The following is a 15,122-nucleotide window of genomic DNA, read 5'->3' as shown; positions in this document are numbered from 1 at the left end:
ATAATTTGATAGGTTTGTTACAGTTGTTAATATGTCTTCTAGAAATTTAACATTTAATAGAGTGTGTTCTGAAGCAAGGTAAATATTATCAATTAATTGGATCATTTACTTATCGACTTCGTTACAAGAAATCAAACCTTTTAAATCGAGATCTGTGTGGTGGCCTTTATACTAAAAATTAAACATTACCCGAGTAAAGACTTGACGTCCTGCAAATCCCATTTGTACAGGATCAAAAATACCGCCCGACTCTGTATTGCCTTCTGAAACAGAACTTAACTGCTTGGTTGGGTAACGGTTGAAAATGTTTTTTCCTCCCAATATCCAGGTAAAATGCTTGTTAAACTCATATCCGAAAGATAAATCTGTGGTGGTTTTTGGATTGTAAATTTGATAGTCATCATCACCATTATACCCAATCAACGTGACTTTGTCAAACCTTACCAATTGTAAGTTTGCATTGAATTTTTGAACCTTGTAGTTAAGACTTAGATTGATTTTAGTCTTAGGTGCAGACGCAAGAATGAATGCTCTTTCTCTTGCGCTGAGATAGGTACTTTCTAAACCGGCTAACTTCTCTGATGTATGAACGTTTAGGATTTTCATTTCGTTATAGTTGGCAGCTAGGGTAGCTGTAAGCTTGCCTGGTCCAACACTTTCATTGTAACTCAATATCAGGTCAAGACCTTTCGATTCTGTATCTGCGGCATTGGAAAAGAACTGCGCTTGATTGATGGAAGGATCTAGATTACCACCTGTTGCATTCAGTAGGATATCTCTGCTGAATGTCCCGGTTAAAACAATTCTGTTTTTTACTTTGATATAATACCCATCAACAGTCGCCGTAAATTTCTTTGAGTTAAAAGTGAACCCCGCACTTGCGTTATTAGAAGTTTCTTGTTTTAGCTGAGGAATACCAACTGCCGTCGCCAAATTACTGTCATTAGACGCTAGTAATATGGTTACCAATTGTCCTCCTTGGAAATTCGTAAATTGTAAACTATAATATTTCTGAACTAAAGAAGGAGCCCGGAATCCTGTAGAAACCGATCCTCGGAATGCAAACTCCGGCGTTATGGCGTATCTGGTAGAGAATTTGCCATTAAGTGTTCCTCCGAAGTCGCTGTAGTTTTCGTAACGTCCTGCCGCGCTTACCATCCATTTTTTGGTGATATCCAGCTCTGTGTCCACATAGCCTGCAATATTATTTCGGCTTTTATCTACACTCAAAGAATATCCTGGAAATCCTTGCGATCCTCCCGGTCTTATATTACCTGAAAGTGGATTGGTCACCAGTTGCATAAGTGGTGTACTGGCTGTCACTATATTCCCTGCAATGTCATACATAGCAAAGGAGGCTTCTTCGCCCTTTACTATTTTAAAATTCTCATAACGGAACTCGGATCCGAAGGCTACATTAAGACCTTGTAGCACATCAAATGATTTGGTTGCATTGAAACCGGTCGTGTTTTGCAATAGAGAATGTCCTCCTGCATTGAAACTTAAAGGCGAACTGGTTCCCAAAGTAGCATTGATGGTATTATCTACCTGATACATAAACCGGTTACTGCCCAATGCATTATAGAAATCTACATTCCATTCATCCACTTTAAATTTTAGCCCATTATCAAATGTATAATCACTAATTTTCGTATTTTCGATAGGGTTAAAGCCGGTCGGGTAAACGTCCGGAATGTTGCCATCGGCGTCGGCAGATCTTGTCCAAGCGTAGGCGTGGGTGTTTCGATAAGAATAGCCAGGTTGAGAATAAAACTTTACATTGTCCGAGATTGGAACTTCAATATTTCCAAAAAAATAAAAATTATTGGATTTTGCATCTCCAAAGCGCTGTCTGGGTGCTGTATACAAATCGGGGTTGGCATTACGGATGGCATAATCTTTATTAATAAATGCCATGGTAAAATTTCCAAACCCTCCTTTGGTTCCTATTTTGGTTCCATAATTTCCACTAAAATCCAGCGTATTACCATCTAATTTTTTATCAGAAACAACATCATTGTTTTTACCGGGACTTCCAAAAACATTCACACCGTAAAAAGCATTGCCTTCAAAACCGTGGTCGCGGTCGTTAAGAACTACGTTGATTACTCCTGCAATAGCATCAGATCCATATTGTGCTGCCGCGCCATCTCTTAGGATTTCTACACGTTTAATCGCTGCTGTGGGGATTGTGTTAAGGTCTGATCCTGTATTGCCTCTTCCCCGTGTCCCAAAGACATTGATCAATGATGATTGATGATAACGTTTACCGTTTAGCAAAAGTAATGTCTGATCAGGTCCCAATCCCCGAAGCGTTGCGGGATCTACAGCATCAGCGCCATCAGAACCAGATTGTTTATTAGAGTTAAACGAAGGTGCTGTAAATTGCAGTAATTGATTGACTTCCACCTGCCCAGTTGCAGCGCTCGCCTGTTTTACATCAATCACATCTACAGGAACAGGCGTATCTACAACGGTCCTTTTTTTATTTCTGGATCCTGTGATGACCACTTGGTCTATAGAATTTTCTTTTGTTAATGTATCTTTTTGCTGTGCGATCAACAAGCTGCCAGCTCCCAAAAAAAAGAGCGCGCTAATATTTTTAATTCTCATTTTTCTTCATATTTCAATCAAATTTATAAATTTTATCAATTAAGTTGTTGAAAAATATATAGATTTTCAAAAAAATATGAATTTTATTGAATTCGGGTTTCTTTTTGAGGGGGTGCTTTCGGGATTTTTGATTAATTCCAGATTATCTAAATGAAGTCATGAAAATAAATGTGTTGTAACTTACATTTGATAAGGTCTAATTCTTTTTAACACGGTCGGATTTTTTAACACCTTGAAAATCTTTAAGATAAAAAGGTTCAAAGTAAGCGACATCGTCAAAATCTTGTTGAATGAATTTCTCCACAGATTTTTTAATCAATCCTTTTGCTGAAGGATAAATATCCGATTTAAATTCTGCATTTGGAAGGTTCAAAATTTCCTGAGCTTTCTTTGCACCATCACCAATGAAAAGAATTTTTTTAACAGTCAGTTCCGAAAAAGAATTTTCATCCAAGATTTTAGCTTCGGTTTCGGAGATCATGTCGCCGGATTTGCCATCAAATATTGCCGTATAAACCTCCATCCTTCGAGCGTCAATCAAAGGAATAATCAATTCAAAACCTTGATTAACAATTTCTTCAACCATCGCATCAAGAGAGTTGATTGCTATTAAAGGAATTTTCAGTCCGTAACAGAAGCCTTTGGCAGAAGCCGCGCCAATCCTAAGTCCGGTATAAGAGCCGGGGCCTTTCCCAAGAGAAACGGCATCCAGATCCTTCAGAGAAATCTCGGCACCTTCCAAAGCCCATTCTACAAAGTTGTGAAGACTCTCGGACTGTTTATAATTCTCGGAAACTTCTTCGCAAAGACAAAGTAAATTTTCACCATCAGAAATGGCAACAGAACAGTTTTTGGACGAAGTTTCTATGTGGAGGATTTTCATTTTGCAAATGTAAGGATTAACCAAGAATTATTTTAAACCAACACCTTGCCTGCTCCACAATTTCCAGATTCCTTTTTCCCGAATCCAAAATTCGAGAACAGACAATTTCATTTCGAAGTCATCATTATTGTAGCGTCCTTTTACAGCGATAATTCTTCTGATACTGGCGAATTTATTTTTCACTTTCAATTCTTTCAGTTCGGTTTGTTTAACGGATTGGTACTTGACCTTTCCCGATCCGAAATCTTTTTTGAAATCATCATAATTCTGAACCCAACCGTTAGAATGCCCAAAAGAAACATCATCAGACAACAGATCGAGAATCTTAAGATTATTATCTTCCATTAAAGAATCCAGTTTTGAAACCTGACCCAATAATGCTTTTTCATTTTTGGAAAAAGACTGAGAAAATCCAAGAACACAACAGAAGAAAAGGAGTGATGTTAAAAACTTAACCATCAGATTTTTCTGTAGATCGTCCTAGGCTCGGCCTGTGCTTTTGGGAAAATCGTCAAATTAGAAACCGAAACACGTTCCGGAACATTGATGCAATAAGCAATGGCATCTGCAATATCCTCTGCAATTAGCGGTTCATAACCTGCATAGACAGTGGCAGCTTTCTCTTCATCACCTTTAAATCTCACTTTGGAAAAATCTGTTTCTACAGCTCCGGGCTGGATGTTTGTAACACGGATTCCAAATTCAGTTAACTCCAGTCGCATTCCTTCGGAGATGACATCCACGGCTTTTTTGGTGGCGCAATATACCACGCCATTAGCATAAGTTTGGCGCGCAGCTACCGAACTGATATTGATGATTTGCCCATCTTTTTTCTCTTTCATCAGTTTGATAATCGGTTGGGAAACATATAGCAGACCTTTGACATTGCCATCTATCATAGCATCCCAATCGCTGATGTTCCCGTCAGAAAGAGGGTCGAGTCCGTGCGCATTACCAGCATTGTTGATGAGGACGTCAATATTTTTCCAATGTTCAGGAAGAGAATCAATGGCGGAAAAAACGGCCTCCGAATTTCTGACATCAAAACTCAGTGTAAAAACGTCGGTTTCTTTGGATAATTCTGTTTTGAGTTCTTCCAACACAGATTGGTTTCTTCCACAAAGGATCAGTCTGTTTTTTTGTTGTGCCAACAGGATTGCAGTAGCTTTCCCAATTCCGGAAGTAGCTCCGGTGATGAATATTGTTTTCAATTTATGTTGATTTAGTCTTACAAATTTAAGCTATATCAAAGAAAAATCCCGAATGATTCGGGATTGATTTACTTCTGATCTCTCTGAAAATCCAAACTAACAGAGTTCATACAAAAACGAGTTCCGGTAGGAGCCGGGCCATCATTAAAAACGTGTCCCAAATGCGATTCGCAGCGTTTACAAAGCACTTCTATACGTTCCATTCCGTGGGAAGAATCCCTTTTGTAAATAACGCCGTCTTTATCCGCTTCGAAGAAACTTGGCCATCCACAAGTACTCGCAAATTTGGAACTTGAACGGAACAGATGATTACCGCAAACAGCACAATAATATTCGCCAACTTCGTCAAAATCATTGTATTTACCAGTGAAAGGATATTCTGTATTGGCTTCCCTTGCTATCGCATAAACTTCCTGCGGAAGGATTTTTTTCCATTCGGCATTAGAAACATTCAGTTTGGTTTTGTCGGTTCGCGAGTAGTAAGGATTGTTAGCGTGTGTGTTATCTTCCATTTTTGTTGGTTGTTGAGATTGGGTTAAGTCAATTTTCTTTTGCGAGCAGGCTTGCAAAGAAAACATCGATATTAATATTGAAAATAAGAATTTTTCCATTGATGTAAATTTACGAAATCTGATATTAGATTCCGTTATCTTATCATAGTTAAACAAAAGCACTCATTCCCGTAATCGAACGGCCGACAATCAAAGAGTTGATTTCTTTGGTTCCTTCGTAAGAATAGATGGCTTCTGCATCGGCAACAAAGCGGGCAACGTCGTGTTCCAGAAGAATTCCGTTTCCGCCCATTACTTCCCTTGCCTGTGCCACAACATCACGGGTTCTGAGGCTGCAAAACACTTTGGCCAATGAGGCGTGCTCGTCTTTTAAAATACCCGCGTCTTGCATTTCTGACAATCTGAAAACTAAAGTTTGCATTGCTGTTAAATTTGATAACATTTCCACCAAATGTCCCTGGACTAATTGGAAGGAAGCAATCGGTTTTCCAAATTGTTTACGTTTTCTGGTGTAATCCAAAGCACTTTCATAAGCACCTCTTGCGCAGCCAGTCGCCATCCACGCAACGCCCGCTCTTGTCATTTGCAGAACTTTCGCCGTGTCTTTGAAACTGTTGGCATGTTCCATTTTTTGGGAATCGGCAACAAAACAGTCTTTCATTGTGATGAGTCCGTTTTGGACAATTCTGAGCGCCATTTTTCCTTTAATTTTTTCGACTTCAAATCCCGGTGTATCTTTTTCAACAATGAAACCTTTTACCTGATTATCATCGAGATCTCTTGCCCAAATAATAATCACATCGGCAAAAGTGGCGTTCCCGATCCATTTTTTCTGGCCATTAAGAACCCAGCCGCCTTCTACTTTTTTGCAGGTTGTCGTTAATCCGCCGGCTGCTCCGGAACCGACTTCCGGCTCGGTTAATCCAAATGCGCCAATCAAATCAAATTGCTGCATCCCGGGAAGGTATTTTTGTTTCTGCTCTTCCGATCCGCAGATGTAAATAGAACCCATTGACAAGCCGGACTGAACACCGAAAAATGTTGCCAATGAAGCATCTACTCTGGCAATTTCCATTGCGATAACACCTTCCATCAGAAATGGTAAATTCGGGCATCCATAACCCTCGTAAGTCACACCGCAGAGATTGAGCTTTTTGAATTTTGGGATGAGTTCGTGTGGGAAATCGTCTGTCAGCCAATATCTGTTGACCAAAGGTTTGGCTTCTTTCTCCATAAACTCCCGAACCTGTAACTGGATGGCTCTTTGTTCATCCGTCAGTTTCAAATGCAATTCATAAAAATCACCGTTGATGGGCGGTAATTCCTTTTTCTTGCCGGAAGAATCGAGCATTTTCGTTAAACCTTTAATTTGATTTTCGTCCAATTTTGAGAACTGATTCATCAGTTTTGGAAGGTCAACTTTTTGGGAGATTTTGGAGATTTGATCTATATCGATATGTTTCAGGAGGTTAAAAATCCCTTTGATTTTGGAAATAGTACTGTTCATAGATTTTTTTAATGCATATAAAGCAAAGAATATTCCTAAAATACTTGTACAAAATGTCAATAATAGACTGTTGTTCTGAAAATTATTTTTACAAATTACTATTAATCAACAAGTTGAAATGTATTGTCAGGTTTACAAATAATTTCGGATTGATTTACAAAACAACAAACATTCAAATAGCCAATTTTGACCTATCAACCTCAAAAAATATTTGAAATGAAAACTAAAATCTTATCAATCAGTTTTGTAGCGTTAATTCTAATTGGATGCAAAAAGGGAGAATACGAGTCCAGTGCAGGCCATGAAACGGCAGCAACAGCTGACAGTGTATCTATGGCGGCAACTCAGACCGTAGAAGGCAAACAATTTGTAAAAACGGCGGAAGTAGATATGGAAGTGAAGGATGTTTATGATGCGACCATCTCAATTGAGAAGCAGCTGCAGTCGCTTGGCGGATTTGTGACCAAAAGCAGAATGGAAGCGCAAACTTTGTCCGAAGAGACCTACAACACATCTGATACATCGGCGATGCTGATTCGGAAATTTCAGAATCATAACAGGATGCAAGTGCGAGTTCCGACTCAGAAATTAGGCGAGTTTCTTGATTTTATTAATGACAAAAAAGTGTTCCTCAATTCCAGAATTATTTCGGCAGAAGATGTTACCGCCAACATCAAATTATCCAAGCTGGAAGCTGAAAGACAAGCTAAAACACAATCCAATATTTCTCAGCTAAAAACCGGAAAAGACAAAGTAAATCTGGATGACAACAATATGTCCAAGGCTAATATTCAGAAATATTCTGATGAGATTCTTGCCGACCAATTGAAGTTCTCAACTGTTGACATCTTCATCAAAGAACCAAAAACGAGCGTGGCGAAAATCCCGATTATTAACACCAAAAATATTGATAACGAGTACAAGTACAATTTCTTGTATGATGTGAAAAATGCTTTTGTAGAAGGATTTTATTTGATTCAGCAGATTTTTGTTTTTCTGATTTCTATCTGGCCGATTGTTTTGATTGGCGGATTGGTATTTTACTTTTTGAGAAGAAGAAAAACATTATTGAAAACTAATATTGAGAAGTAATTTTTTGAACCACAAAAGTTACAAAAAATGTTAAAAAGCTTTTGTGACTTTTGTGGTTTATTACCTTTCATTTTTATTTCTTAGTTTTGCAAAGTGATGCTCAGAAAATTGCAATTGATATTCATGATTTTTTGTTTGGGGATTTTTGTATTTCCAAATCAGAACTTTAATGTCGAATTGGCAAAGAATTCTTGTTGCGAAGCACAGACTCAAAGTTCTGACTGTTGCAAAAAGGATAAGAAAAAATCAGATGCCTGTCATCACGATTCCAAAAAAGAAAATGATTGTAAAGACAATTGCACGACTTGCAAAACCTGCAGTTCCGGATTTGTTTTTTCTGTTGTTCTGAATAACTTCGAGAACAAACTGAAAACACCGATTTTTACAATCAACAATCAATTTTCTTATAATTCTCAATCGCCTCTTGCGCGCACTTTCAATATTTGGCAGCCGCCAAAGCTTGGTTAAAATCCCCCAGCCCCAAAAGGGAGTTATTTTTCAATCTTATTTTCATTCATTTTTATATTTAAAAGTGAATCATAATTTTCAATAACTATAATTTAACCAAAATGAATACAATAATAAAATCAGGAATTTTATTCCTTTCCATATTTCTATTCTCAAATTTTTCTGCTCAAACCAAATCGTTCAAAGCCAAAGTAGAAGGTAACTGTGGAATGTGTAAAGAACGCATAGAATCGGCTGCTAAAGCTGACAAAAACGTAAAATCGGCAGTTTGGAATAACGGCACAAAAGTCTTAACCGTGAGCTATGACGCATCAAAAACTGACAAAAAATCAGTTCTGAAAAGTGTTGCGGAAGTTGGCCACGACAACGAAATGTTCCGTGCTTCTGACAAAACGTACGATGATTTAGATGCCTGCTGCCAGTACGATCGTCCGGACAACGACAAAAAATTGGCGAAAAATGCCGATACAAAACAAGTCTGCGAGCTTAAGTAATTAATTTAAATTTTTGACGATGAATTATTTAAGTAGAAAACTTATGTTTTCTGTGCTGCTCCTGTGTTCCGTATTTTCGTTGGCACAAACCGTTACAGAACAGTTTTTGGTAAAAGGAAATTGCGGGCAATGTAAAGCGAGAATTGAAAAAGCAGCCTTGAAAGCCGGCGCACAGACCGCCAATTGGACTGCCAATAATCAGACTTTGACGATGACGCTTGACGAATCTAAAGTGAAATGTGATGACATCCTGAAACAAATCGCTGAAGTTGGCCACGATAACGAGAAATATAAAGCACCGGAAGAGGCGTACAAAAACCTGCCGGCGTGCTGTTTATACACAAGAGGTTCTGATTTTGAAAAACCGAATGATACACTTGAACATCAGTCAGATTCTGATACAAGGCAAATTGAAGGTGTTAAACTGACGAGAGAAAAAGAAGCAACCGCTATCAGCAAAAAAGAAGCGGGTTTGATTTTCAACATCAGTTCCAAAGAATTGCTGAAAGCCGCTTGTTGCAATCTTTCCGAAAGTTTTGAGACCAATGCGACTGTGGATGTTTCGTTCAGTAATGCGGTGACTGGAACTAAACAACTGAAAATGCTTGGGCTGGATCAGAAATATACGCTTCTCACCAAAGAACAATTGCCAGAAATCCGTGGATTGGCTGCACCTTATGGACTGAATTTTATTCCCGGAAAATGGATTGGCGGCATCCAATTGACAAAAGGCGGAAGTACGGTTGTTAATGGTTATGAAAGCATCACGGGACAAATCAATACCGAACTTTTGAAAACGCACGATGACGATAAAAAAACAGAAACGGAAATCAATTTGTTTTCTGACAACAATGGTCGTGTTGAAGCTAATGTAACGAGTACTTCGCCCATTTCGGATAAATGGAATCAAAGTGTTTTGCTCCACGGTAACGGGACTTTTGGCGATACGGATATGAACGATGACGGTTTTCTTGACAGACCAAAAGGTAGTCAACTTAATGTAGCTTATTTGTTGAATTACAATGATTTGGAGAACTCTGGTTTTGCTTCGCATTTCGGGATTAATTATCTGAAAGACGAAAGAACCGCGGGACAAATTGGATTTAACAAAAGAATTCCACAAAAAGACCAATCTCTCTATGGCGTTGGGATTGATATTTCCAGATTTCAGGTTTGGAATAAAACAGGTTATGTTTTCAAAGGGAAACCTTACCAGAGTCTCGGCTGGATGAATCAATTGACTTATCATCAGCAAGATAGCTTTTTCGGATTTAGAAATTATTTTGGAAAAGAAACGTCTTATTACTCTAATTTGATTTTTGAAAGTATTATCGGAAATACGAACAACAAGTATAAAGTTGGGGCGAGTTTTCTTTATGACAAATACCATGAGGATTATCTTATGGACAATTACAAAAGGACCGAAACCGTCCCGGGATTGTTTGCAGAATATACTTTGACAGGAACTAAATTCACTTTGGTAACGGGTGCTCGTGTTGATTTTCACAATTTGGCAGGAACGCAATTTACGCCGAGAATGAATTTCAAATATGATTTGACTCCGAAAACCATTTTCAGAGTTTCCGCTGGAAGAGGTTTCCGAACTGCGAATATCTTTGCAGAAAACCAGTCTTATTTTGCATCGAACCGTCAAATCCAAATCATCAATAATGGTGGCGAAATCTATGGTTTGAAACCGGAAATTGCGTGGAATTACGGAGTAAGTTTGCAGCAGGAATTCAAATTGTTTGGGAAAAAATCAACCATTTTAGCAGATTTTTTCAGAACAGATTTCCAAAATCAGGTGGTGACCGATTTGGATGAGTCTGCTCAGAAAATTTTGTTTTACAATCTTGAAGGAAAATCGTTTGCTAATAGTTTCCAGACACAATGGGATTTTCAGCCTGTGAAAAACCTAGATTTCCGATTGGCTTACAAATATTACGATGTCGCTTTGGATTATTTGAGCGGATTGAAAAAGGTACCGTTTATGGCGAAACATCGTGGGTTTGCGAACTTGGCTTATTCAACAAATAAAACTGAAAAAGGCAGATTTTGGAGTTTTGACACAACTTTAAATTTGGTTGGAAAGCAGAGACTTCCAAACACCAAATCCAATCCAGCAGAATTTCAATTAGCAGATTATTCGCCAAGTTATGCGACTTTGAATGCTCAGATTTCCAAAAATTTTTCCGATAAAATCAGGGTTTATTTGGGTGGCGAGAATTTAACAGGTTATCAGCAAAAAGTGGCGATTCTGGATGCCGCCAATCCGTTCGGGAATTACTTTGACGGTGGAATGGTTTATGCGCCGATTATGAAACAGAATTTCTACGTTGGTTTGGATTTTAAGTTTTAAATCTTAAAAAAATAATTATAAAAACCTCGTCGAACTGACGAGGTTTTGTTTTTATTGATTGTCCTTATTATAAAATTCGTTCATCAATTTATTAGCTTTTTCGAAGTCGTTTTCTGCAACTTTTAGTTGAACGCCACCGCTTGTTGTATTGAACAGATTATAAGTATTCGCTAGAATATTCCCGAAAACATAAGTTTCAATTCCATTGGTTTCCAGGAAAACTTTCAGCATTTCCGCTTATATTTCTGTATTGAAAATCTTGAGTGTAATGAGTTCCATAGTTCATTGATTATAACCTGTTCGAGGTTTCGTTGACCGCATTTTCTTTGTAATTGGACTTTTTCAATTTACCAAAGTTATATTTTGCCGCAAAAGATATCGTTGGTGTATTTCCAAAAAAAGTGCCAGTTGAATTGATTCGGTTGTATGACATTTTCTGGATATAATTCATCTGATTGAAAACATCGTTGTAACGAACCGTAAAATCAAAATCGGAAATAGAAGAGGTCATCCCAAGATTGACCAGACACATTGCATTATTTTCATACAAACCTTCCACTCGTTTTGTGATGTAAGAACCATCCAACAGAATTGACAAATACTTCCAAACATTCACCGTATTGTTCGTAGAAAAATAAACATAAGGTGTAGATTTCTTTAGAACGGCTAAAGAATCTTCGATTTTATCATAATTGACAGAAAGACTGTTCTGAGAAGTCCATTTCTTTCCTTGAAAAAGAGAATCAATGCCTAAAGAAACGCCCATTTCTTTATCAAAATTAACCGGTTGAAATTTGGAAATATTTCTTGCCTCGTCATAAACCAAGGTGTAACCCAAAGGATTTCTGCTGTTGTAAGCGGATGCATTGAGAGAGATTTTTTTCAGATTGGTAGTGAAAGTAATGGTGTTAGTGTACGTTGGAGCCAAGTCCGGATTGCCTTGATACTCAATATACGGACTTCCATATAAACCGCCTGAAGCCAGATTTCCGTAATTGGGACGTGAGATGCTTTTTCTGAAATTCAAAGCATAGTTATAATTATCATTTTGCTTAAAACTGATTTCTGCATTCGGGAACCAATCGAGATAATCTCTTTTGATTTTAGTGGTGTTCTCAATCACGTCAAAACCTTCCGCATTCGTTGTTTCCGCTCTCAAACCTGCATTGATATTCCATTTGTTAGCATTAATGGCGAGATTGGTATATCCTGCAACATTTGACTCTTTGAATTGGTATTGATAAAATTCTGGATTTTGATTGTTTGGATAAGTCGTTTTATTATTCGTACTGGTTTCGGCTTTCGTGTAGCTTCCACCTAATTCCAGATTGTAATTGTCACTCAATTTTTTCTCTATGTCAATTCTTCCAGAATAAACGTTCCCCGAGTATAACTGATGACGAAATTGATTGAACTCGTAACCAGAATTATTGGTATCATTATAAAAACTATAATCCACATTATCGCTCTCTCTTTTGAATTGAAATCCGGTCAAAATCTCAGTATCCCAATCCGTTATTTTCTTTTTATAATTAAAGATAGAATTAATGGTCGCCCGATTTCTATCCTGCTGATTCAGGGTTTTAACAAAAGTAGAATTGCCGTTTTCTGAATAAAAAGTCTTGGTATTGTTATCGCCTTTGTCAGGTCTGAAATTCGTATTAAAACTCAAAGTGATATAATCGCCGTCGTCATTCAGCTCCTGATACAAACTTGCTCCAAAAATAGTTTGCGGACGTTTTGTGATGGATTTGATGATGTAATCTGAAGCAATATTTTTACTCGGAACTTGATAATCAAAACCGTTACTTTCCCAATGATTGATTTGGTTGTAGGAAGCGTTCAGTTTCCATTCGGTTTTATTTTTCTTTTGCTGAAAATTGGCTGAAAGATAATTACTAAAGCGTTTTTGGAAAGTCGCCGTTTCCGAAATACTTAATTGCGAACCATCTTTTCGGCTCTTTTTAAGATTGACCTTGATGACCGCTTTGCCTTCCGATTCATATTTCACAGACGGATTTCTGATGATTTCTACCGACTTGATATCATCGACTGAAATGGCGGATAACGTAGCAAAATCTACCCGCTGATTGTCCACATAAAGCAAAGGCGTTCCTTTTCCGACAAACGATAATCCTTCGCCGTTTGCGTCCATCATTACAAAAGGTAACTTTGATAATAAGTCAGAAGATGTCGGCAATTTATTCAATGCAGAGTTGGCAACATCCAACGTTATATTGCCATTTTCTACCTTGAATTTTTTATTCGCAGTAATCCTTACTTCCTCAATTTTTTGGCTTTTCGTTTCAAAAGCGATGGTAAGCTCCATATTTTTTTCCAGATAAAATGGTTTTTCATCCTGAATGGTTTCGTCTGATGACAATTGAAGATGGTAATTCCCCGACTTCAATTGGTCAAATTCAAACTTCGAATCCTGAGCAATTGTAGATTTAAGTAATTGATTATCATTATCCAAAAGATAAACTACAATAGGAGTTTTATCAGAATTAATGATTTTACCATTAATTTTTAGATTCTGCTGAGCAGAAAAAGCGGCTGAGATTAGGATTAGAAAAAATAGAATTTCTTTTTTCATAGCAAAGAAGTTTTTAAAACGTTACTTTTATATAAAACAACTATCAGGCTTGTTTTATTACATCAAAGTAAAAAAACCTTTCAAGGTGTCGGCCTCTGAAAGGTTATTGTTTTATATATAAACTCAAGATTTTACTTAAAAATTAATCGTATAAGTACCTTGCGATGGGTTTTGCGATTTCTTTGCCTTTACATATTGTTTCATCCAGATCACGGCAGCTGTTATGTTGCAAGCGTCTTTGATACCGCTGCTGCGACCTGTGCCGGTGACGTTTCCGGCCTTGTCAACCGTGTAAAACATAACGAGCTGGCCCTTTGTTTTACAGTTGTGTTTTGGTAATTTCCCGGCTTTCCCCATCGTCCCGGGGATGTAAGCAACCAAAGCGCGGTCTTTGCCCATTTTGGTAACTTTATCGGACTTAGGATCTGTTGGTTTTTTTTCTTCCTCCTTTTGTTTGGTTTTAGAATCAGCCAGTTTTTCTTTTTTGGATGGTTCTGCTGGCTTTTCTTTTTCCTTAAGGTCTTCATTTATACGATCATCAGTAGATGCAACGGGTGGCAACACTTCAGCGTCGGGAATATAGATTTCCGGTTTGGCTAAGCTGTCAGGTTCAGCTGGTGTTTCCTCGATAGTTTGGGGAATGGCTTCGGCAATAACCTGTGGTTTTTCATCAGGTTTGTAATAAATGGAATTAAAAGAAAAAAGAAGGACAAAAAATAACAGCACAACCACGTAAAACGCAATTGGTAAGCCAGATAATTTTTTTGTTTTTCTACGGAAGTCCATTTTTATTATAAAAAGTTGAGTGAGTTATAATTTTAGGAATAACGTCTATTAGAAAAAAGTTTCATTAAGTAAATTAATATAATTTTCCTTAATCAATTTTTTTTCATTGAGATAGTGTGCTAATTGTTTATTTATTTTCCTCATTTCATAATCATAATTTCTTTGAAAATTTACTTTTATAACTTCGCCGGAATTTAGTATGATTGTCAATGTATTATCAACTCCCATAGAAAACATTCCGTTCGGGAAATTATAAAGAATTATTCTGTCCAAATAATCATATCCCTCAATTTTAATTAATCTGATTTCATTGAGCAGATATGTTTTTTGTTCGATTTGAATATTATCATCACTAAAAATTATAATACCTGTTAATTTCCCTTTTAATTCTTCTCGAAAAAAAATGTTTATTATTCCCGATAAAAAGGATAAAATCATTAAAGCTCCGACAGTTTTGTTTACTAAATTATCTTCAATGTTTTTAAGTGATAAATTTTCGATTCCAAAAATTAATAATGTGAAAATCAATACATATAAAATTATTCTACCTCTGGTCCAAACAAAATTCTTTGATTTTTCATAAATTCTGAATTTTTCCACG

13 protein-coding genes are annotated in these 15,122 nt (G+C 37.2%); 3 read left to right on the top strand and 10 right to left on the bottom strand.

The genetic code is table 11. The annotated features are described in order from the left end of the window. Positions 1-171: 171 nt before the first annotated feature. The 6 genes from AC00Y6_RS02445 to AC00Y6_RS02420 form a co-directional block, all read right to left on the bottom strand. On the bottom strand, positions 172-2,613 hold the full coding sequence (locus AC00Y6_RS02445; RefSeq protein WP_474489025.1) for a TonB-dependent receptor plug domain-containing protein: 2,442 nt from the start codon (positions 2,611-2,613) through the stop codon (positions 172-174). Positions 2,614-2,809: 196 nt separating this feature from the next. Beyond that, positions 2,810-3,496, bottom strand: coding sequence for a tRNA (adenosine(37)-N6)-threonylcarbamoyltransferase complex dimerization subunit type 1 TsaB (gene tsaB / locus AC00Y6_RS02440; protein ID WP_474489024.1), 687 nt, complete (start codon positions 3,494-3,496; stop codon positions 2,810-2,812). A 27-nt stretch (positions 3,497-3,523) separates the two neighbouring features. Continuing rightward, positions 3,524-3,955, bottom strand: coding sequence for a nuclear transport factor 2 family protein (locus AC00Y6_RS02435; RefSeq protein WP_474489023.1), 432 nt, complete (start codon positions 3,953-3,955; stop codon positions 3,524-3,526). Beyond that, the gene (locus AC00Y6_RS02430) at positions 3,955-4,707 is read right to left on the bottom strand and encodes an SDR family NAD(P)-dependent oxidoreductase (RefSeq protein ID WP_474489022.1); all 753 of its coding nucleotides are present in this window, start codon (positions 4,705-4,707) and stop codon (positions 3,955-3,957) included. Before AC00Y6_RS02430 ends, AC00Y6_RS02435 begins: the two co-directional genes overlap by 1 nt. Before the next feature lie 68 nt (positions 4,708-4,775). Continuing rightward, positions 4,776-5,219 (bottom strand): peptide-methionine (R)-S-oxide reductase MsrB, encoded by a 444-nt coding sequence (msrB, locus tag AC00Y6_RS02425; protein ID WP_474489021.1) that lies wholly within the window; start codon positions 5,217-5,219, stop codon positions 4,776-4,778. Positions 5,220-5,367: 148 nt separating this feature from the next. Beyond that, positions 5,368-6,726, bottom strand: coding sequence for an acyl-CoA dehydrogenase family protein (locus tag AC00Y6_RS02420; protein ID WP_474489020.1), 1,359 nt, complete (start codon positions 6,724-6,726; stop codon positions 5,368-5,370). A gap of 216 nt (positions 6,727-6,942) precedes the next feature. Between AC00Y6_RS02420 and AC00Y6_RS02415 the strand changes: the two genes are divergently transcribed. The 3 genes from AC00Y6_RS02415 (at position 6,943) to AC00Y6_RS02405 (ending at position 11,139) form a co-directional block, all read left to right on the top strand. After that, positions 6,943-7,818 (top strand): DUF4349 domain-containing protein, encoded by an 876-nt coding sequence (locus AC00Y6_RS02415; protein ID WP_474489019.1) that lies wholly within the window; start codon positions 6,943-6,945, stop codon positions 7,816-7,818. A gap of 569 nt (positions 7,819-8,387) precedes the next feature. Beyond that, a complete protein-coding gene (locus AC00Y6_RS02410; RefSeq protein ID WP_474489018.1) occupies positions 8,388-8,780 on the top strand; it encodes a heavy-metal-associated domain-containing protein in 393 nt (130 codons plus the stop codon). A gap of 43 nt (positions 8,781-8,823) precedes the next feature. Then, on the top strand, positions 8,824-11,139 hold the full coding sequence (locus tag AC00Y6_RS02405) for a TonB-dependent receptor domain-containing protein (protein WP_474489145.1): 2,316 nt from the start codon (positions 8,824-8,826) through the stop codon (positions 11,137-11,139). Positions 11,140-11,190: 51 nt separating this feature from the next. Here the strand turns inward: AC00Y6_RS02405 and AC00Y6_RS02400 are convergent, their stop codons facing one another. The 4 genes from AC00Y6_RS02400 to AC00Y6_RS02385 form a co-directional block, all read right to left on the bottom strand. Continuing rightward, positions 11,191-11,370: a putative signal transducing protein gene (locus tag AC00Y6_RS02400; RefSeq protein WP_474489017.1), complete on the bottom strand. Its 180-nt coding sequence runs from the start codon at positions 11,368-11,370 to the stop codon at positions 11,191-11,193. Positions 11,371-11,428: 58 nt separating this feature from the next. Continuing rightward, positions 11,429-13,735, bottom strand: coding sequence for a TonB-dependent receptor domain-containing protein (locus AC00Y6_RS02395; protein ID WP_474489016.1), 2,307 nt, complete (start codon positions 13,733-13,735; stop codon positions 11,429-11,431). A gap of 135 nt (positions 13,736-13,870) precedes the next feature. Then, on the bottom strand, positions 13,871-14,521 hold the full coding sequence (locus AC00Y6_RS02390; RefSeq protein WP_474489015.1) for a hypothetical protein: 651 nt from the start codon (positions 14,519-14,521) through the stop codon (positions 13,871-13,873). Positions 14,522-14,569: 48 nt separating this feature from the next. Then, the gene (locus tag AC00Y6_RS02385; protein WP_474489014.1) at positions 14,570-15,121 is read right to left on the bottom strand and encodes a hypothetical protein; all 552 of its coding nucleotides are present in this window, start codon (positions 15,119-15,121) and stop codon (positions 14,570-14,572) included. Between the last annotated feature and the right edge of the window lies 1 nt (position 15,122).

The sequence above is a fragment of the Epilithonimonas sp. genome (assembly GCF_056329745.1).
This window is presented reverse-complemented; position numbering and strand designations above follow the sequence as displayed.

Coding starts and splice junctions, on each gene's coding strand:
- AC00Y6_RS02435 (WP_474489023.1), bottom strand. CDS start 3,955: ATGGTTAAGTTTTTAACATCACTCCTTTTCTTCTGTTGTGTTCTTGGA.
- tsaB (WP_474489024.1), bottom strand. CDS start 3,496: ATGAAAATCCTCCACATAGAAACTTCGTCCAAAAACTGTTCTGTTGCC.
- AC00Y6_RS02390 (WP_474489015.1), bottom strand. CDS start 14,521: ATGGACTTCCGTAGAAAAACAAAAAAATTATCTGGCTTACCAATTGCG.
- AC00Y6_RS02415 (WP_474489019.1), top strand. CDS start 6,943: ATGAAAACTAAAATCTTATCAATCAGTTTTGTAGCGTTAATTCTAATT.
- msrB (WP_474489021.1), bottom strand. CDS start 5,219: ATGGAAGATAACACACACGCTAACAATCCTTACTACTCGCGAACCGAC.
- AC00Y6_RS02395 (WP_474489016.1), bottom strand. CDS start 13,735: ATGAAAAAAGAAATTCTATTTTTTCTAATCCTAATCTCAGCCGCTTTT.
- AC00Y6_RS02445 (WP_474489025.1), bottom strand. CDS start 2,613: ATGAGAATTAAAAATATTAGCGCGCTCTTTTTTTTGGGAGCTGGCAGC.
- AC00Y6_RS02410 (WP_474489018.1), top strand. CDS start 8,388: ATGAATACAATAATAAAATCAGGAATTTTATTCCTTTCCATATTTCTA.
- AC00Y6_RS02400 (WP_474489017.1), bottom strand. CDS start 11,370: ATGCTGAAAGTTTTCCTGGAAACCAATGGAATTGAAACTTATGTTTTC.
- AC00Y6_RS02420 (WP_474489020.1), bottom strand. CDS start 6,726: ATGAACAGTACTATTTCCAAAATCAAAGGGATTTTTAACCTCCTGAAA.
- AC00Y6_RS02405 (WP_474489145.1), top strand. CDS start 8,824: ATGTTTTCTGTGCTGCTCCTGTGTTCCGTATTTTCGTTGGCACAAACC.